The sequence below is a fragment of the Sphingomonas sp. genome (genome assembly GCF_042096255.1).
Taxonomy (GTDB): Bacteria; Pseudomonadota; Alphaproteobacteria; order Sphingomonadales; family Sphingomonadaceae; genus Sphingomonas.
On the sequence record NZ_JBELLZ010000076.1, the window covers coordinates 1 to 17,755 of the forward strand.

Consider the following 17,755-nt stretch of genomic DNA (forward strand, 5'->3'; position numbering starts at 1 on the left):
AGGGGACGTTCCTCCTCGCTTAGGCCGCGACGCGCATCGCCTCGGTCGCGGTGATCCAGCCGCCGCCCAGCACCCGGTCGCCATCGTACAGCACCGCCGCCTGGCCCGGGGCGACGCCGAACTCCGGCGTGTCGAACACCAGCCGGTCACCGTCCAGCCGCGCCGGCACCGGCCGCGCCATCGAGCGCACCTTGGCGGTTAGCGGCCCGTCCAGCGGCCCGAGCACGTTGAGGTCGCCCAGCACCGCCGCCTCCACCGCCAGCGCCGCGCGCGGGCCGACGACGACGCGCGCCGCCTCCGGCTCCAGCCGCACGACATAGAGCGGCTCGGGGCTGCCCCCGATCTCCAGCCCGCGCCGCTGGCCCACCGTATAGTGGATCAGCCCGCGATGCGCGCCGAGCACCCGGCCCGAAAGGTCGACGATCTCGCCCGGCGCGCCCGCCTCCGGCCGCAGCTTTCGCACGAGATCGGCGTAATTCCCGTCGGGCACGAAGCAGATGTCCTGGCTGTCGGGCTTGGCCGCCACCGCCAGCCCCAGCTCGGCCGCCATCTCGCGCACCTGCGCCTTGGGCAGCGCGCCGAGCGGAAAGCGCAGAAACTCGAGCTGGTCGCGCGTAGTGGCGAACAGGAAATAGCTCTGGTCGCGCGCCGGATCGGCACCGCGGTGCAGTTCCGCGCCGTTCGGCCCGGCCGCGCGCCGGACATAATGGCCGGTGGCGAGGCAATCTGCCCCCAGGTCGCGCGCCAGCCCGAGCAGATCGGTGAACTTCGGCCCCATGTTGCACTGGACGCAGGGGATCGGCGTGCGCCCGGCGGCGTATTCGTCGGCGAACCGTTCCACTACCGCTTCGCGGAAGCGGGTCTCGTGATCGAAGACGTAATGCGCGATGCCGAGCCGGTCGCATACCGCACGTGCGTCGCGGATGTCGCGACCGGCGCAGCACGCGCCGGCGCGCGCGGTCGCCTCGCCGTGGTCGTAGAGCTGGAGCGTCACCCCGATCGTCTCGGCGCCGCTCGCCGCGGCCAGCGCCGCCACCACCGAACTGTCGACCCCGCCAGACATGGCGACGACGATGCGCCGGCCGGTGAGCGGCCCGGCCAGCTGGAAGTCAACGGAAGGATCAGGGGTCACACCCGCCAGATAGGCGCGCGGGAATGGCAGCGAAAGGCCGCACCGCACCTTCCGTTCGTCGCATTTACCCTGTTTTCACAGGGACTGTTTAGCAGTTTGCGCGACCACTGAACGGGGGAGGCCCATGTTTGGACGCGTACTTCACCCGTTTCGAGCCGCACAGCGAACTGACGGTCCTGCCGCCCGATCTGGCGGTGCTGATGGTCGGCGTCTCCGCGCGCCAGGCCGCCAGCCCCACCGCATCGTGCTGGGCGCGGATGGGGGCAGGGTCGCTCGAGGGATCGCTGCTGGCGCCCGCGCACGGTGCCTTCAACGGTGCCGTCGCGGCGCGGCTGGCGGGCGGAGAAGCGTGAACCGGGCGTTTACCCTGAGACTTCAAGCGATGTTGAAGCCGGCCGCGTAACAGGTCGGCAGTGAGACGGGGCCCCCGCCCCGAACCGAGGTTGAGTGAATGATCGAGAACCAGAAGATCCGTCCCGCCAAGGTCATCGGTCCGCTCGGCGAGCCGCTGACCTTGGACACGTTGCCGCCGCCTGAGACGACACGCTGGGTAGTGCGTCGCAAGGCGGAGGTCGTGGCGGCGGTCAATGGCGGGCTGCTGACGGTGGACGAGGTATGCGCGCGCTACGGTCTCACCGTCGAGGAATTCGCCGGGTGGCAGCGGGCGATCGACCGCTCGGGCATGCCCGGCCTCCGGGTGACGCGGATCCAGCACTACAAGTCGCTTTACGAGCGCCAGCAGCGCTATTGATCGCAGGTTACGCGGGCGGAACAAAGTCGCCTGCTTGCGAGTCTTTCTCCCCGCAGCCCGGGACGTGTCGGGCGATATCGCAGGGGAGTATTGGTATGGGTATCATTCTCTGGCTCATCGTCGGTGGCGTAATCGGCTGGCTGGCAAGCATCATCATGCGCACCGATGCGCAGCAGGGCATCTTCCTCAACATCGTCGTCGGCGTGATCGGCGCGTTCATCGGCGGCCTGGTCATTTCGGGCGGCTCGATCAACAACTCGCCGCTGACGATCCAGTCTTTCCTGGTTTCGCTGCTTGGGGCGGTGATCCTGTTGGCGATCGTAAACCTGGTTCGCCGCGGAAGTGTGCGCTAAGCATCTTAGCAGATACCGGAGAGGACCGGCCGCCCGAGCGATCGGGCGGCCGTTTTGCTTTGATCGGGCTGGCCAGACCGTTCAGCGGAGCAGGAAGCGTACCGTGATGGTCGCGGTGACTTCGGTTTCGCCGGGCGAGAGCTCCGTCGGTGGGGAGTCGGCCTTTGCGCGCGCCATATAGGCGATCGGCGGATGCGGTGTGGCGCCGTCATTCTCGCCCGCCTCGCCGATCGAGACGATGCGAGCGACGCTCAGCCCCGCGGCCTTGGCGTACAGGTCGGCGCGGGCCCGCGCGCGCTGCACAGCATCGGTCCGGGCGGCGTCCAGCGCCGCATCGGCACGGTCGATCGAGAGCTGAGGCCCGTCGATCTGGTTGGCGCCTGCACTCACGAGCGCGTCGAGCACCCGGCCAGTCCGGCCGATCTCGCGGAACCGCACAGTGACGCCGTTCGACGCCTGATAGCCGGTCACCACCGGGGGCTGGTTCTCAGCATAGCGATATCGCGGCGATAGTGACACGGTGCTGGTGCGGATGTCGCGCTCCGCCACACCCGCCGATCGCAGCGCCGCGGTCACCCGCGCCATCCGCTCCGCTGCCTCCGCCATCGCTGCGGCGGCCGTGGGCGCCTGCGCCACCACGCCCGCGCGGACGGTGGCGATGTCCGGCGCCTGCGTGATCCGACCCACCGCGCTCACGTCAAGCACCGTGGCGTCGGGAAGGATCGGCACCTCCGCAAGGGCGGGTGCGGCAGGGACCGCGGCGGCGAGCATCCAAGCGTATCTCATCGGTATCTCCCAAGTGTCTCTCCGATGTGACGGCGATGGACGAAACGGTAGCTGAACGGGCCGGGTTGCTTGCCAGCGAGAGCCGCCTCGCGCATGCCCGCGCGACTCCCGCAGGGGCTTGAGCCGGGTGATATATAAAGCTAATACAGCTATCGACAGCGGCGATCTTGCGGGATCGGGGACGGGGAAGTGACGCGGATGGACTATCGTACGGGTGATCTGGGCGCGGAGCCGCTGGCGCTGGAGGGCCCGGACCTGCCCCGCCGTCGCCGTCGCTGGGTCATCCTCGCCGCCATCGTCCTTCTTGCCGCCGCCGCGCTCGCCTGGTTCCTGCTTCGTGGGGACAAGGAGGCGGCGCCCGCCGCGCCCGGCGGTCAGCAGGCTCCCAGCGTCACCGTGGTTGTCCCCAGGCGCGCGACGGTCGGTCGTGCGGTCACCGCCACCGGCAGCCTGGCGGCGCGCCGCGAGATGCCGGTCGGCGTCGCCGGCGAGGGCGGCATGGTGACGCGCGTGCTGGTGGAGGCGGGCGACTGGGTCCGCGAGGGCCAGGTACTCGCCACCGTCGACCGCTCTGTCCAGGCGCAGACCGCCGAGAGTCTCGCTGCGAACATCAACGTCGCCCGCGCGGACCTGACGCTCGCCCAGGCCGAGCTGGAGCGCGCGCAGCAGCTGGTCGGCCGCGGCTTCATCAGCCAGGCGGACGTGCAGCGCCGGATCGCTACGCGTGACTCGGCGGCGGCGCGGCTGAAGGTCGCGCAGGCGACCCTGTCCGAGCAGCGCGCGCGCAACGCCCGGCTGGATATTCGCGCCCCTGAGGCGGGCCTGGTGCTGACTCGCGGCGTGGAGGCGGGGCAGATCATCAGCTCGGCCTCGGGCACGCTGTTCCGCATGGCGCGGGGCGGCGAGATGGAGATGCGCGCGCAGCTCGCCGAGAGTGACCTCCAGACCATCCGCGTCGGCGCCTCCGCCACGGTGACCCCTGTTGGCGAGACGCGCACCTTTGCGGGCCGCGTCTGGCAGGTGTCTCCGGTGATCGACCCGCAGAACCGCCAGGGTATCGCCCGCATCCTGCTCAGCTACGATCCCGCGCTGCGCCCCGGCGGCTTCGCCTCAGCGACGATCGTCAGCGGCACCGGTAACCTGCCGCAGCTGCCGCAGTCCGCGATCATGAGCGACGAGCGCGGCAATTACGTCTATGTGGTCGACGGTGTCAACAAGGTGCAGGTGCGCCGCGTACGGCTGGGCACGGTAGGCGAGGAGGACGTGGCGATCGCCGAGGGTCTGACCGGGACAGAGCGAGTGGTGCGGTCCGCCGGCGCGTTCCTCAACCCGGGCCAGCTGATCAAGCCCGTGCTCGACCGCAACGAGGGATAGTCGATGGACTTCCGCAACATCTCCGCCTGGTCGATCCGCAACCCGGTTCCGTCGATCGTCCTGTTCCTGATCCTGACGGTGGCAGGCATCGTCAGCTTCGTGCGGATGGACATCAACCGGGAGCCGGACATCGACTTCCCGGTGGTGGAGGTGACCATCTCGCAGCCCGGCGCCGCGCCGTCGGAGCTGGAGACGCAGGTCACCCAGCGGGTCGAGGCGGCGGTGCGCGGGGTGGAGGGGATCGACGAGATCCAGTCCTTCGTGTCCGAAGGCGAATCGACCACCATCGTCCAGCTGACGATCGGCACGCCGATCGACCGGGCGGTGAACGAAGTGCGCGACCAGATCACCCAGATCCGCGCGAACCTGCCGGACGGGATCCTCGAACCGCAGGTCAGCCGGGTCAAGATCAACGACGACGACCTCGGGTCCTACACCGCCACCGGCACCGACATGACGGTGGAGCAGCTGTCCTGGTACATCGACAACACGGTGGCCAAGGAGCTGCTGTCGATCCCCGGCATGGGCTCGGTGGAGCGCAACGGCGGCGTCGATCGCGAGATTCGGGTCATCGTCGATCCCGCGAAGCTCGCCGCGTTCGGGCTGACCGCGACGCAGATCAATCAGCAGCTGCGCCAGGTGAACCTCGATGCGCCGGGCGGCCGCGCCGAGATCGCCGGCTCCGAACAGTCGCTGCGCGTGCTGGGCAATGCCCGCAACGCCTATGAGCTCGGCCAGACGCAGATCTCGGTCGGTGACGGGCGGATGATCAAGCTGTCGGACGTCGCCACGGTGCGCGACCTCTACGCCGAGCAGCGCACCTCCGCCTCGGTTAACGGCCGGCCGGTGCTCAGCTTCGATTTCAAGCGCGCGAAGGGCTCGTCCGAGGTCACCGTTTTCAAGGAGGCCAAGAAGGCGCTGGAGGATCTCCAGAAGCGCAATCCTGCGGTGCAGTTCAAGCTGCGCAGCGACGGCGCCAAATATGCGATGGAGCAATACAAGAGCGCCATCCACGCGATGATCGAGGGCGCGGTACTCGCGGTGTTCATCGTGTTCCTTTTCCTGCGCGACTGGCGCGCCACCATGATCTCCGCGCTGGCGATCCCGATGTCGGCGATCCCCGCCTTCTGGTTCATGGACCTTTTGGGCTTCACGCTGAACAGCATGACCCTGCTGGCGCTCAGCCTGGTCGCGGGCGTGCTGGTCGACGACGCGATCGTGGAGATCGAAAACATCGTCCGCCACATGCGCATGGGCAAGAGCGCCTATCAGGCGTCGATCGACGCGGCGGACGAGATCGGCATCGCGGTGCTGGCGACCACCATGGCGATCGTTGCGGTGTTCCTGCCGGTCGGCCTGATGCCCGGAATTTCCGGGCAGTTCTTCAAGAACTTCGGTCTCACCGTCGTGGTCGCGGTGCTGATGAGCCTTGCGGTCGCGCGCCTGATCACGCCGATGATCGCGGCGTATTTTCTGAAGGCGGGCGGCCATGCCGAACATGGCGGCGGCTGGCTGATGGACGTGTACCTCAAGGTGCTGCACTGGTCGCTGGACACCGGCGGGGCGGCGGCGTCGCGCGCGCGGGGCGGCTATCACCGGGTCACCGGCTATTTCCGTGACCATCGCGTCTGGACGATGGGGTTCGGCCTTCTCGCCTTCCTGCTGACGATCGCCTGCTTCGCGAGCATGCCGCTCCAGTTCCAGCCGGCGACCGACCAGGAACGCTCGATCGTCACCGTGGCGATGGCGCCCGGCACCACGCTCGCGCAGACCGAGAAGGTGGTGCAGAACGTGCGCGAGCTCCTCCAGAAGCAGCCCGAGGTGGACAGCGTCTACGCCCGCACCTTTGTGGGCAGCGGCCGCGTGTTCGCGCAGTTCAAGGAGGACAAGGACAAGACCTCCACCGAGTTCGAGCGCGCGCTCGCCCCCGAGCTCGCCAAGATTCCAGACGCGCGGGTCAACTTCCAGTCGCAGTTCGGCTGGGGCGATAACAACCGCGACGTCTCGATCACGCTCGGCGGCGACGATCCGGTGCAACTGCGCAAGACCGCGGATGAGATCGTCCGCCAGATTGGCCGTGTTCCCGGCATGATCGCGCCGCGCATCGCGGGCGACCTCAATCGGCCGGAGATCGTGATCCGCCCGCGGCTCGATCTCGCCGCCAGCCTGGGCGTCACCACCGCTGCGCTCTCCAGCGCAATCCGCATCGCGACGCTGGGCGACATCGATCAGAACAGCGCGCGCTTCTCGCTGTCCGACCGGCAGATCCCGATCCGCGTTGCGCTGTCGCAATCCGCGCGCACCCGGATGGAGACGATCCGCAATCTGCCCGTGCAGACCCAGAACGGCGGATCGGTGCCGCTTAACGTGGTCGCTGACATCGGCTTCGGCTCCGGCCCGACCCGCATCAACCGGCTCAACCAGCAGCGCCAGCTGACCCTGGGCGCCGATCTTGCGCCGGGTCTCGTGCTCAGCAATGCGATGAAGACGGTCAACGAGCTGCCCGTGATGAAGAACCTGCCGATCGGGGTCGAGCGGCTGAGCGTCGGACAGGCCAAGTGGCAGATGGAGATGCTCGTCAACTTCGTGATCGCGGTGGTCGCGGGCGTGTTCCTGGTCTTCTCGGTACTGGTGCTGCTCTATCGCCGGCTGCTGCCGCCACTGGTCAACATGGGCTCGCTGCTGCTCGCGCCGCTGGGCGGCCTGCTGGCGCTGATGGTGACGGGCAATCCCTTGTCCATGCCCGTCTTCATTGGATTGCTGATGCTGCTGGGGATCGTTGCCAAGAATTCGATCCTGGTGATCGACTTCGCGCTGGAGGAGATCAACCGCGGCGTGCCGATCTACGACGCGATCGTCGAGGCTGGGCACAAGCGCGCACAGCCGATCGTGATGACCACGGTGGCGATGGTTGCGGGCATGGTGCCCACCGCCTTGTCGCTCACGGGCGACGGTGCGTGGCGCGCGCCGATGGGCATCGTGGTGATCGGCGGGCTGACGCTCTCGACCCTGCTGACCCTGCTGATCGTGCCCGCTGCGTTCAGCCTGTCGATCGGGATCGAGCGCCGCGTCGGCCCGTGGCTGGGCAAGCGGCTGCTCACCTATCGCCCTGGCGACGAAGACGGGTTGATCGAGCATGACGGCCCCGCTGGCGCGATCGCTGCGCCGCACGGGCGGATCGGCTTCCGCGGGCAGGGCGACCAGCCCGCGGAGTGAACGCCGCCCCTTTGAACTTTCCCCGATCTCGCCCATTGTTCGGGGCATGATCGCCCCCGCCCGTCGGATCCGGCCGCAACCGGCCGCCCCTGCGGGTCTCGTGCGGATGAAATTGGTCGCCACAGGCCTGCTCGTGGCGATGGCGGCGGTATTCCTGCTCGCGCGCTGGATGCAGGACACGCACGCGGCGTGGGGCTTCGTGCGCGCCTTCGCCGAGGCGGCGATGGTTGGCGGGCTCGCGGACTGGTTTGCGGTCACTGCCCTGTTCCGCCACCCGCTGGGCCTGCCGATCCCGCACACCGCGATCATCCCGCGCAACAAGGACCGGATCGGCGATCAGCTTGCCCGGTTCCTCCAGCAGAACTTCCTGGTACCCGACGTGGTCGCGCGGCGGATGCAACGCATGGACGTGGCGGGCGCGGCCGGGCGCTGGCTGGCCAACCCCACCGGCGGGTCGAAGCGGCTGATGCGCGGCGCCTCGCGCCTCGCGGTGGAGGTGCTCCAGTCGCTCGACCAGGAGCGGCTGGGCGGCATGATCCGCGGCGCGATGGTGGACCGGGTCCGCTCCACCGAGATCTCGCCCTTGCTCGGCCGCGCGCTCGCCGCTGCGATTGCGGGCGACCGCCACCTGCCCGTGCTCGACGGTATCGTCCGCTGGGCGGGCCGCGTGCTGGAGGCGAACCATCACCTGATCCGCGCGATGGTGCACGAGCGCGCCGGCAGCATCCTGCGCTGGACCGGGCTGGACGAGACGCTGGCCACCAAGATCATCGACGGGCTCGACAAGATGCTGGGCGACATGGCCGAGCACCCGGACCATCCCCTGCGTGCCAAGGCGGAGGAGGGGCTGATCCGCCTCGCCGAGGACCTCCAGCATTCGCCCGAAATGCGCGACAAGGTGGAGCGGCTCAAGCTGGAGCTGCTCGAAAACCCGGCGATGCAGGACTGGATCAACGGCCTGTGGGAACAGGCGCGGCTCGGCATGCTGCGCATGGCGCGCGATCCTGAGGGGCTGGTGGCGGGGCCGCTGGGCGAGGCGATGCGCCAGCTCGGCACCACCCTCCAGACCGATCCGCGCCTCGCGCCCACAATCAACCGCTTCGTGCGCCGCGCCGCGGTGGGAGCGGCAACCGACTACGGCGACGCTATCGTTCGCTTGGTCTCGGAAACGGTGCACGGCTGGGACGCCCGCACCATCACCACCCGGCTGGAGCATGCGGTCGGCCGCGACCTTCAGTTCATCCGAATCAACGGCACTTTGGTGGGCGGATCGGTCGGCCTTTTGCTCCACGCGATCGATCTCGCACTGTGAACGATCGATCTCGCCTTGAGTCTGCCACCATTTGCCCGCAGAGGCCGATCGGATGAGCGCCGCTGTCGACCTTTCGGAGGATGCGGGTACGCTGCGGGTCAGCGGCGCGCTGACCCTGTCGAACCTTGGTGATCTACCGCATCGCCTCGCCGCGCATGACCGCAGCGTCAAGGCGGTGGACCTTTCCGCCGTTGAACGGATGGACACGATTGGCGCCTGGGTTATCCATCGTTTCGCGCGCGAGCGCGGCGCGCGGATCGAAGGTCTGTCGGGCGAGCGCGAGCACTTGTTCAAGCAGGTGGAGGATGCCGATCAGCCCGTCGCCATGCGCCCGCGCCGGATCAAACCGCTGGAGCGGGTCGCGGGCGAGGTGGGCGAGGCGACGATCACCGCCTTCCGCACGCTCTACGGCCTGCTCGGATTCCTCGGCGCGACGGTGATCGCGTTCTACAACGTCGTCCGCCATCCTGGCCGCTTCCGCTTCAACGCCACCGTCCACCGGTTCGAGGTGGTCGGCGTCTCGGCGCTCGGCATCATCGGGTTGATGAGCTTCCTGATCGGCATCGTCATCGCCCAGCAGGGTGCGGTGCAGCTGCGCCAGTTCGGCGCGGAGGCGTTCACCATCAACCTCGTCGGCCGCATCACCCTGCGCGAGCTGGGCGTGCTGATGACCGCGATCATGGTCGCCGGCCGCTCGGGTTCAGCCTTCGCCGCGCAGCTCGGCACGATGAAGCTGACCGAGGAGATCGACGCAATGCGCATCATCGGCGTCTCGCCGATGGAGGCGCTGGTGCTGCCCCGCACGCTGGCGGCGGTGATCATGATGCCGCTGCTCGGCTTCTACGCCTCGCTGATCGCGATCATCGGCGGCGGCCTGCTCTGCTGGTGGCAGCTGGAAATCCCCCCGGTCACCTATGTCGCCCGCCTGCGTGAGGTGGTGCCGATCACCGACCTCTACGTCGGCCTGATCAAGGCGCCAGTGTTCGGCGCGATCATCGCCATCGCCGGCTGCTTCCAGGGCATGCAGGTGGAAGGCGACGCCGAGCAGGTCGGCACCCGCACCACCAGCGCGGTGGTGCAGGCGATCTTCCTGGTGATCGTGATCGACGCCTTCTTCGCGATCTTCTTCGAGCGGATCGGCTGGCTGTGAGCGCAATCTTCACCGACGATGAGGAGGCGATCATCCGCGTTCGTGGCCTGCGCAACAGCTTCGGCGAGCAGGTGGTCCACGACGGGCTGGACCTCGACGTGCGGCGCGGCGAGATCCTGGGCGTGGTGGGCGGGTCGGGCACTGGCAAGTCGGTGCTGATGCGCTCGATCATCGGCCTCCAGACGCCCGATCAGGGCGAGGTCACCGTGTTCGGCGAGCCTACGATCGGCCGCGACGAGACCGAAACCACCGATATCAGCAAACGCTGGGGCGTGCTGTTCCAGGGCGGCGCGCTGTTCTCCACGCTCACCGTCGCCGAGAACGTACAGGTGCCGTTGCGCGAGTTCTATCGCGATCTGCCGCTGACCCTGCTGGACGAGATCGCCTCCTATAAGGTGGTGATGACCGGGCTGCCCGCCGACGCCGGCCCGAAATACCCGGCGGAGCTGTCGGGCGGCATGAAGAAGCGCGCCGGCCTCGCCCGCGCGCTGGCGCTCGATCCCGAACTCCTGTTTCTCGACGAGCCGACCGCAGGCTTGGATCCGATCGGCGCTGCCGCGTTCGACGAGCTCACCCGCTCGCTCCAGCGCACCCTCGGGCTCACCGTCTTCCTGATCACCCATGATCTCGACACGCTCTACGCGATCTGCGACCGCGTCGCGGTGCTCGCCGACAAGAAGGTGGAAGCGGTGGGCACGATCGACGAGCTGATCGCGCTCGATCACCCGTGGATCGCCGAATATTTCAAGGGCCCGCGCGGCCGGGCGGCGCTGGCCACGCAGGAGGCGCAGGCCGAAGCGGAGACGCACCCGACCGAGGTCAAGGCGAACGTCACCGGTGAGCGGGGGCAGGGCGGCACCGCGGACAATCGCGCGCGGGACGCGGAACCCAAGGCGGGAAAACGATAATGGAAACGCGCTCAAATCACGTCCTGGTCGGCGCCGTGGTGCTGATCCTGCTGGCGGTGCTCGCGATCTTTACCGTCTGGATCGCTCGCCTCAACGGCTCCACCGAGAAGGAGTATGACATCTTCTTCAAGCAGGCGGTGGACGGCTTGGCGAAGGGTTCCGCGGTCAGCTATTCGGGCGTGCCGACCGGTCAGGTGAAGGAGATCGCGCTGTGGAAGCCCGATCCCCAGTTCGTCCGCGTCCGCATCACCGTCAATCGCGACACGCCGGTGCTCCAGGGCACCACAGCGACCATCCAGGGCAGCTTCACCGGGCCGTCGACCGTCAGCCTGGACGGCGGCATCAAGGGCCGGCCCGAGATCGTCTGCCCCGAGCCCGACACCGCCAGCGAGTGCCCGTTCGGCGTGCCGGTGATCCCGACCAAGGCGGGCGGTATCGGCGCGATCCTGAACTCCGCGCCGCAGCTGCTCGAGCGCCTGTCGACGCTGACCGAGCGGCTCACGGGGCTGCTCACCGACAAGAACCAGGCCTCGATCGCGGGCATCCTGGAGAACACCAATCGCCTCACCGACGCGCTCGCCGATCGCGGGCCCGAGATCGCCGCGACCCTGGCGCAGACCCGCGTCGCGATCCAGCAGGCAGGTGACGCGGCGCAGTCGATCGGCCAGCTGGCGCAGACCACCAACGGCGTGCTCGCCGAGGACGTGAAGCCGGCGATGGCCAACCTCAACAAGGCGATCCAGTCGGCGCAGCAGTCCGCCGAGACGCTGAACGGCGCGATCGGCGACGCTCGGCCGGGCCTCCAGACCTTCTCGCGGCAGACCATCCCCGAGGCGAACAAGCTGGTGCGCGATCTGCGCATCACCGCCCAGGCTTTGTCCTCGATCGCCGAAAAGGTCGACCAGCAGGGCGCCAGCTCGCTGATCGGCCGCCAGCGCCTCCCCGATTATGAGGGCAAGTGAGATGACCGCACGCTTCCTGCTTCTCGCGCTTCCGCTCGCCGCCTCGCTGGCCGGCTGCATCAGCTTCGGCGCCAAGCCGCCCGAGGCGCTGCTGACGCTGACCGCCACCGCGGCAGTGCCGGTGGGCAACGCGCAGGATTCGGCCGCGGCCAAGTCGATCGTGATCGACGTGCCGGTAGTGCCGCAGTCGCTCGCCACCGCGCGCGTGCCGGTGCAGGCGACGCCAACCTCGATCGCCTATGTCAAGGAAGCGGTCTGGGCCGAGCCGCCCGCACGCCTGTTCGCGCGTCTGGTATCGGACACCGTCACCAGCCGCACCGGGCGTGTGGTGCTCTCGCCGGTGCAGGCGATCAGCGATCCCAGCTCGCGGCTCGGCGGCGAGCTGCGCACCTTCGGGCTTGACGCGGCGAGCAACAGCGCGGTGGTCACCTTCGACGGCGCACTCACCCGCGCCGGCGACGACCGCATCGAGAAGCGCCGCTTCGAGGCGCGCGTGCCGGTGGCGGCGATCGATGCGGCCTCGGCCGGCACGGCGCTCAACGAGGCGGCCAACCAAGTCGCGGCGGAAGTGGCCGACTGGATCGGGCGGTAGATATGGGTGAACGCTGAGGCGAGCCTCTAGCCCATCACCGCCGCCTTCAGCCGCCGGCGGAACCGCTCGGGCATCCACTTGCTTGCGAAGCGCACCTGCCGCCCGGCCTTGCCGACGATATAGTCGCGCTCACGCCCGTGCGCGGCCTGCCAGATCACCTCCGCCGCCTCGTCCACGCTATAGACCGGCTGGCCCGCGGTGGCGTCGCGGATCGTGCGATTGGTGCCCGCTGATCCCGAATCGAGGATCGGCGTCTCGACGAACCAGGGCATCACGCAGGCGACCCCGATGCCGTGACGCGCGAACTCCACGTCCAGCGCTTCGGACAATCCCCGCACCGCGAACTTGGTCGCCGAATAGACAGCAAGTCCCGGCGATCCGAACAGGCCTGCGCAGGAGGCGACGTTGATCAGCCGGCTGCCCGCCGTCGCCTTGAGGTGCGGCAAAGCGGCATAGGCGCCGTTGATCACGCCCTTGACGTTGATGTCCACCTGGAGGTCCGCCTCTGCCGGCGAGACCTCCTCGAACATGCCGTAGCGCGCGATGCCGGCATTGTTGAGCAGCACGTCCAACCGCCCGATCTGGGCCACGAACCCGTCCAGGGCCGGCCCCCATCGCCCGCGGTCGCGCACGTCCAGCGGTGCGGCATAAGCAGACAGCTCGCTCGCTGCGCGGCGCATGCCGGTCTCGTCGATATCGCCGATGCCGATTGTCCAGCCTTCGCGCGCGAACCGCCGCGCGGCGGCGAGGCCGATGCCGGAGGCACCCCCGGTGATGAAGATCGACCGCATGTCCCCCGCTCCCTGCTATCCTGCCCGAACCTCGCGGAATGAAATGGTCCGATCGGTCTCCGGCTCCTTGGGCAGGCCCAGCACCCGTTCGCCGATGATGTTGCGCTGGATCTGGTCGGTGCCGCCGCCGATCGAGGTGAAATACGCATTGAGCGATAGGAAGTTGGCGTCTTCCGCACGCGGATGGTCGGGGCCCTCAAGCAGGCTCTCGGGGCCGAGCAGCCGGGTGCGCAGTCGCGCTTCCTCGTGCAGGATGCGGCTCATCGCCAACTTGCCCAGCGACATGATCGGCGAAGAGGTGCCCTGCGCCAGTTCAGCCTTGGCGCGCTCCGTATTGAGGCGGTTGAGCACGCGCCAGGCGACCACCTGCGCCAAGTCCTGCCGGATCACCGGATCGGCGAGCCGGCCCACTTCGCGCGCAAGGGCGATCATCGCGTGGTCGCCCTTGGGTCCGCCGGCGCCGGAGCGCGGCCCGCGCGCGCTGTCCCCCATCACCGAGCGTTCATAGGCGAGCGCGGTCTGCAACACGCGCCAGCCGCCGTGGAGCGGGCCGAGCAGGTTTTCCTCCGGCACAAGGGCGTCGTCGAGGAAAACCTCGTTGAAATGCGTTTCGTCGGTAATCTGACGGAGCGGACGGACGGTGACGCCCGGCTGCCGCATCGGCAGGAAGAAGAAGCTGATGCCCCGGTGCTTGGGCGCGTCCCAATCGGTCCGCGCGATCAGCATGCCATAGTCCGCCACCGCCGCGCCGGAAGTCCACACCTTTTGCCCCGTCACTCGCCAGCCGCCCGGCACCCGATCCGCGCGGGTGCGTACCGCGGCCAGGTCGGAGCCGGCGCCCGGCTCCGAATAGAGCAGGCACATGCCCACCTCCCCGGCGAGCAGTTGCGGCACGATCACGCGCTTGAACGGCTCGGTCGCGTACGCCAGTGCGGTGTTCGCCCATAGGTTGGTGCGATCCTGCCCCGCGCCGGGCGCACCCGCCTCGGCGAAGGTGCGCTCGACGATCCGCGCCTGCGCGTCCGAAAGCCCGCGGCCATGCCATTCGGCGGGCCAGCGCGGCACCGCCCAGCCCGCGTCGCGCACCTGCGCCAACCAAGCGCTGCGCGGATCGCGGCCGAACGACTCATGATGCGCGGGTAGGCCGGTCCAGTGCGCGGCCAGCCAGGATGTCACTTCGATGCGGAGGTCCTCGTCGGTCATGCCGCCTCCAGCGCGCGAACGTAGCGTTCGCGCCAGACCGTCGCTTCGCCATAGAGCTGCGCCGCCGATCGCGCCCGCCGTAGGTATAGGTGCGCGGGATGGTCCCAGGTGAAAGCGACGCCGCCGTGCATCTGCACCGCATCCTTCGCCACCCACACGAAGGCGTCGGCGCAGGCGAAGGCGGCGAGCGCCACTGCTGCGTCCTTGCCCGGTGCATTCTCTGCCACCTGCCGCGCCGCGTCGCGTGCGGCGGAGATCGCCGACTCGCTCTCCAGCAGCAGGTCCGCGGCCATGTGCTTGATCGCCTGGAAGCTGCCGATCGCGCGCCCGAACTGGTGGCGGGTGCGGGCATAGTCGACCGTCATCTCAAGCAGGCGGCGTGCCGCGCCCGCCTGCTCGCCGGCGAGGCCGACCAGCGCAATGTTCCATGCCCGCGCCACCGCCGCGGCATCCGCGACCTGCCGGATCGGCGCGTCGATCGTCACCTCGGCCAAGCGACGGGTCCGATCGAAGACGGGGAGCGGAGTGAGGGTCGCCTCCTCCCGCCGCACCGCCAGCGCGCCTTGATGGTGCGCGATCAGGATCGTCTCGGCGACCGCGGCGTCGGGCACGAAGCGCAGCACGCCCGAGACGCGGCCGTCGACGATGGCAAGCGGCGCCGCTCCCGTCCAGTCGTATGCGCCGGCAAAGGCGACCGCCACCGGCGTGCCCGCCGCCAGCGCTGCGAGCGCCGCGGGATCGTCGGCGAACAGGGCGGCGGCAATGGCGCTCGACAGCAGCGGAGCGGCCAGCAGCGCGGCGCCCGCTTCCTCCATCACCAGCTCCAGTTCGATCGCGGACAATCCTGCACCGCCGTGTTCGGGTGGCACCATCAGCCCGGTCAGGCCGAGATCGACCATCGCCCCCCACAGCGCCGGATCATGCCCGCTCTCGCTGTCCATGATCCGGCGGACATCCGCCTCGCCGCACCGGTCGGCGAGCAGCCGTCGCGCCGATTCGACCAGCGCCGCCTGGTCCTCGCGTGAGGCGGGCGCCGCCAGGGTCACGCCGCCTTCCGGCTGGTGCCCGCCTTGGCACGCCGCTCGCCCTTGGCGATCTCCTTGTGCAGGTCGGCGACGTAGCGCGCGAAATCGACCTGAATAGTGTGGCGGGTGGACTGGTAATAATCGCCTAGCTCGACCTTTTCATCCTCCGCGGTGATCCGCCGCATGTCCTCGATCGGCGGCAGCGCGTAGCGGCAGGCGAGGAAGCCGGCGGCGAGCTTCGACTGCTGCTCGGCAAAATTCACCAGCGTCGGCAGCGGCTGCGCCAGCCCCATGAAGAACAGGTCGTGGATCCCGGGGATCACCATGCGCTTGAACAAAGGGAAGCGGTTGTCCTTGTCCGGCGTCAGCGCGGGATCGTCAAAGAAGGGGAAGCTGATCCGATAGCCGGTGGCATAGACGATCGCGTCCACCCGCTCGACGCTGCCGTCCTCAAATCGCACGCACCGGCCCTCGAATGCCTTGATGTTGGGCTTGAACTTGATGTCGCCGCAGCTCGCCCGCGTCAGGAACTCGCCGGAGACCGAGGGATGCGCGTCCAATGGCTCGTGGTCCGGCTTGGGCAGGCCGTAATCCTCCATCCGCCCGACCATCCGTTTGATCATCCGCCGGGCGAGGGCCTTGCCCAGCCGGCGCGGCATCCAGGTGGGCATCGCCGATTTGTCCATCGGCTTGCCCCCCGCCATCTTCGGCAACACCCACACGCCGCGGCGGGCGGAGACCCAGAGGGTGGCGGCGACGTGGCGCTGCGAAAGCTCGCTGGCGATATCCATCGCGGAGTTGCCCATGCCGACGACGACGACATTCCTGCCGCGCAGGTCGACCGGGTCATAGGGCGTGCGATAATCGTGCGCGTGGAAGTGCGGCCCATCGAACTGGCCCGGATAGTTGGGGATCTTGGGATCCCAATGATGCCCATTGCAGACGAACAGCACGTCATAATCGCGCGCCTCGCCGGTGGAGAGCGTGACGTGCCAGCCGCCACCGGCGCGCCGCACCGCCTTCGTCACCGCGGTGTTGAAGGTGATCCGCTCGCGCAGGCCAAAATGGTCGACGTAATCCTTGAAATACTGGAACAGCTGCGCGTGGCTGGGGAAATCCGGCCAGTCGGCGGGGACAGGATAATCCTCGAACGCCAGCCGCCATTTCGACGTGTCGATGTGCAGCGACTGGTAGCAGGCGGAGCGGCCGTTGGGATTTTGGTAATACCAGTTGCCGCCGATCTCGTCCGACATCTCGAAACAGTCGAAGGCGATGCCCTCGTCCTTGAGACGCTTGGCCGTGGTGAAGCCGGAGCAGCCGGCCCCGATGATGCACGCGCGCATATCCCCTCCGTCCGGCCGCGTCCTACACAGCCATAACGAAAGTTATGATGCACGATCCCGGCGGAGAATCAACCGGGCTCGGCGCCGCTGCGGCGCTCAGGCCGCCTCGGCCACCTCCACCGGCAGGCGAATGAGATAGTCGAAGGCGGAAAGCGACGCCTTCGAACCCTCACCGAGAGCGATCACGATCTGCTTGTATGGGACGGTGGTGCAGTCGCCTGCTGCGAAGATGCCGGGGCGCGAGGTCTCGCCGCGCTGGTCCACCTCGATTTCGCCGCGCGCAGAAAGCGCCACGCTGCCCGCCAGCCATTCGGTGTTGGGCACCAGGCCGATCTGGACGAACACGCCTTCCAGTGCGATCTCATGCTCGGTGCCATGGGTGCGGTCGCGATAGGCGAGCGCGGTCACCTTGTTGCCGTCGCCCTTCACCTCGGTGGTCTGCGCCGAGGTGATCACGGACACGTTGCGCAGCGAGGCGAGCTTGCGTTGGAGCACCGCATCGGCGCGCAGGCCGCCATCGAACTCGATCAAAGTGACGTGCGCAACGATGCCGGCGAGGTCGATCGCCGCCTCGACGCCCGAGTTGCCGCCGCCGATCACCGCGACGCGCTTGCCCTTGAACAGCGGCCCGTCGCAGTGCGGGCAATAGGTGACGCCCTTGTTGCGATAGGCCTCCTCGCCGGGCACGCCGATCTGCCGCCAGCGCGCGCCGGTCGACAGGATCACGGTGCGCGCCTCCAGCGTCGCGCCGCTCTCCAGCTCAACGCGGTGGAGCCCGCCCTCGTGCTCGGCCGGGACCAGCTTCGCCGCCTTCTGGAGATCCATCACGTCGACATCATAGTCGCCGACATGCGCCT

At 68.7% G+C, this 17,755-nt stretch carries 17 protein-coding genes; 10 read left to right on the forward strand and 7 right to left on the reverse strand.

Annotated features, from left to right (window positions below; genetic code table 11):
• Nucleotides 1-19: 19 nt before the first annotated feature.
• The gene (gene mnmA / locus ACFDTH_RS13450) at nt 20-1,132 is read right to left on the reverse strand and encodes a tRNA 2-thiouridine(34) synthase MnmA (RefSeq protein ID WP_375288052.1); all 1,113 of its coding nucleotides are present in this window, start codon (nt 1,130-1,132) and stop codon (nt 20-22) included.
• Between the two features lie 128 nt (nt 1,133-1,260).
• Between mnmA and ACFDTH_RS13455 the strand changes: the two genes are divergently transcribed.
• From ACFDTH_RS13455 to ACFDTH_RS13465, 3 genes are all read left to right on the forward strand, one after another.
• Nucleotides 1,261-1,485 (forward strand): hypothetical protein, encoded by a 225-nt coding sequence (locus ACFDTH_RS13455; protein ID WP_375288053.1) that lies wholly within the window; start codon nt 1,261-1,263, stop codon nt 1,483-1,485.
• 98 nt (nt 1,486-1,583) lie between these two features.
• On the forward strand, nt 1,584-1,883 hold the full coding sequence (locus ACFDTH_RS13460; protein ID WP_375288054.1) for a DUF1153 domain-containing protein: 300 nt from the start codon (nt 1,584-1,586) through the stop codon (nt 1,881-1,883).
• Nucleotides 1,884-1,978: 95 nt separating this feature from the next.
• The gene (locus ACFDTH_RS13465; protein WP_375288055.1) at nt 1,979-2,236 is read left to right on the forward strand and encodes a GlsB/YeaQ/YmgE family stress response membrane protein; all 258 of its coding nucleotides are present in this window, start codon (nt 1,979-1,981) and stop codon (nt 2,234-2,236) included.
• 81 nt (nt 2,237-2,317) lie between these two features.
• Here ACFDTH_RS13465 and ACFDTH_RS13470 read toward each other — a convergent pair whose 3' ends face one another.
• Nucleotides 2,318-3,022, reverse strand: coding sequence for an SIMPL domain-containing protein (locus tag ACFDTH_RS13470; RefSeq protein WP_375288056.1), 705 nt, complete (start codon nt 3,020-3,022; stop codon nt 2,318-2,320).
• Nucleotides 3,023-3,220: 198 nt separating this feature from the next.
• Between ACFDTH_RS13470 and ACFDTH_RS13475 the strand changes: the two genes are divergently transcribed.
• Genes ACFDTH_RS13475 through ACFDTH_RS13505 form a run of 7 tightly spaced genes read left to right on the forward strand, consistent with a single transcriptional unit; the run spans nt 3,221 to nt 12,536 of the window.
• On the forward strand, nt 3,221-4,396 hold the full coding sequence (locus tag ACFDTH_RS13475) for an efflux RND transporter periplasmic adaptor subunit (protein ID WP_375288057.1): 1,176 nt from the start codon (nt 3,221-3,223) through the stop codon (nt 4,394-4,396).
• 3 nt (nt 4,397-4,399) lie between these two features.
• On the forward strand, nt 4,400-7,612 hold the full coding sequence (locus tag ACFDTH_RS13480) for an efflux RND transporter permease subunit (RefSeq protein ID WP_375288058.1): 3,213 nt from the start codon (nt 4,400-4,402) through the stop codon (nt 7,610-7,612).
• A gap of 46 nt (nt 7,613-7,658) precedes the next feature.
• On the forward strand, nt 7,659-8,924 hold the full coding sequence (locus ACFDTH_RS13485; RefSeq protein ID WP_375288059.1) for a DUF445 domain-containing protein: 1,266 nt from the start codon (nt 7,659-7,661) through the stop codon (nt 8,922-8,924).
• 52 nt (nt 8,925-8,976) lie between these two features.
• Nucleotides 8,977-10,074, forward strand: coding sequence for an ABC transporter permease (locus ACFDTH_RS13490; RefSeq protein ID WP_375288060.1), 1,098 nt, complete (start codon nt 8,977-8,979; stop codon nt 10,072-10,074).
• Nucleotides 10,071-10,982: an ABC transporter ATP-binding protein gene (locus ACFDTH_RS13495; protein ID WP_375288061.1), complete on the forward strand. Its 912-nt coding sequence runs from the start codon at nt 10,071-10,073 to the stop codon at nt 10,980-10,982. The genes ACFDTH_RS13490 and ACFDTH_RS13495 overlap by 4 nt, the downstream gene beginning before the upstream one ends.
• On the forward strand, nt 10,982-11,944 hold the full coding sequence (locus tag ACFDTH_RS13500; protein WP_375288062.1) for an MlaD family protein: 963 nt from the start codon (nt 10,982-10,984) through the stop codon (nt 11,942-11,944). The genes ACFDTH_RS13495 and ACFDTH_RS13500 overlap by 1 nt, the downstream gene beginning before the upstream one ends.
• Before the next feature lies 1 nt (nt 11,945).
• Nucleotides 11,946-12,536 (forward strand): ABC-type transport auxiliary lipoprotein family protein, encoded by a 591-nt coding sequence (locus tag ACFDTH_RS13505; protein ID WP_375288063.1) that lies wholly within the window; start codon nt 11,946-11,948, stop codon nt 12,534-12,536.
• A gap of 26 nt (nt 12,537-12,562) precedes the next feature.
• On the opposite strand, the gene ACFDTH_RS13510 is transcribed toward ACFDTH_RS13505, so the two are convergent.
• The 5 genes from ACFDTH_RS13510 to ACFDTH_RS13530 form a co-directional block, all read right to left on the reverse strand.
• A complete protein-coding gene (locus tag ACFDTH_RS13510; protein ID WP_375288064.1) occupies nt 12,563-13,327 on the reverse strand; it encodes an SDR family oxidoreductase in 765 nt (254 codons plus the stop codon).
• Between the two features lie 15 nt (nt 13,328-13,342).
• Nucleotides 13,343-14,530: an acyl-CoA dehydrogenase family protein gene (locus tag ACFDTH_RS13515; protein ID WP_375288066.1), complete on the reverse strand. Its 1,188-nt coding sequence runs from the start codon at nt 14,528-14,530 to the stop codon at nt 13,343-13,345.
• On the reverse strand, nt 14,527-15,576 hold the full coding sequence (locus ACFDTH_RS13520; protein ID WP_375288067.1) for an acyl-CoA dehydrogenase family protein: 1,050 nt from the start codon (nt 15,574-15,576) through the stop codon (nt 14,527-14,529). Before ACFDTH_RS13520 ends, ACFDTH_RS13515 begins: the two co-directional genes overlap by 4 nt.
• Nucleotides 15,573-16,898, reverse strand: a complete 1,326-nt coding sequence (locus tag ACFDTH_RS13525; protein ID WP_375288068.1) for a flavin-containing monooxygenase — start codon at nt 16,896-16,898, stop codon at nt 15,573-15,575. Before ACFDTH_RS13525 ends, ACFDTH_RS13520 begins: the two co-directional genes overlap by 4 nt.
• Before the next feature lie 96 nt (nt 16,899-16,994).
• Nucleotides 16,995-17,755: FAD-dependent oxidoreductase (locus ACFDTH_RS13530; protein WP_375288069.1), on the reverse strand; the 761-nt coding region annotated here is incomplete at its 5' end.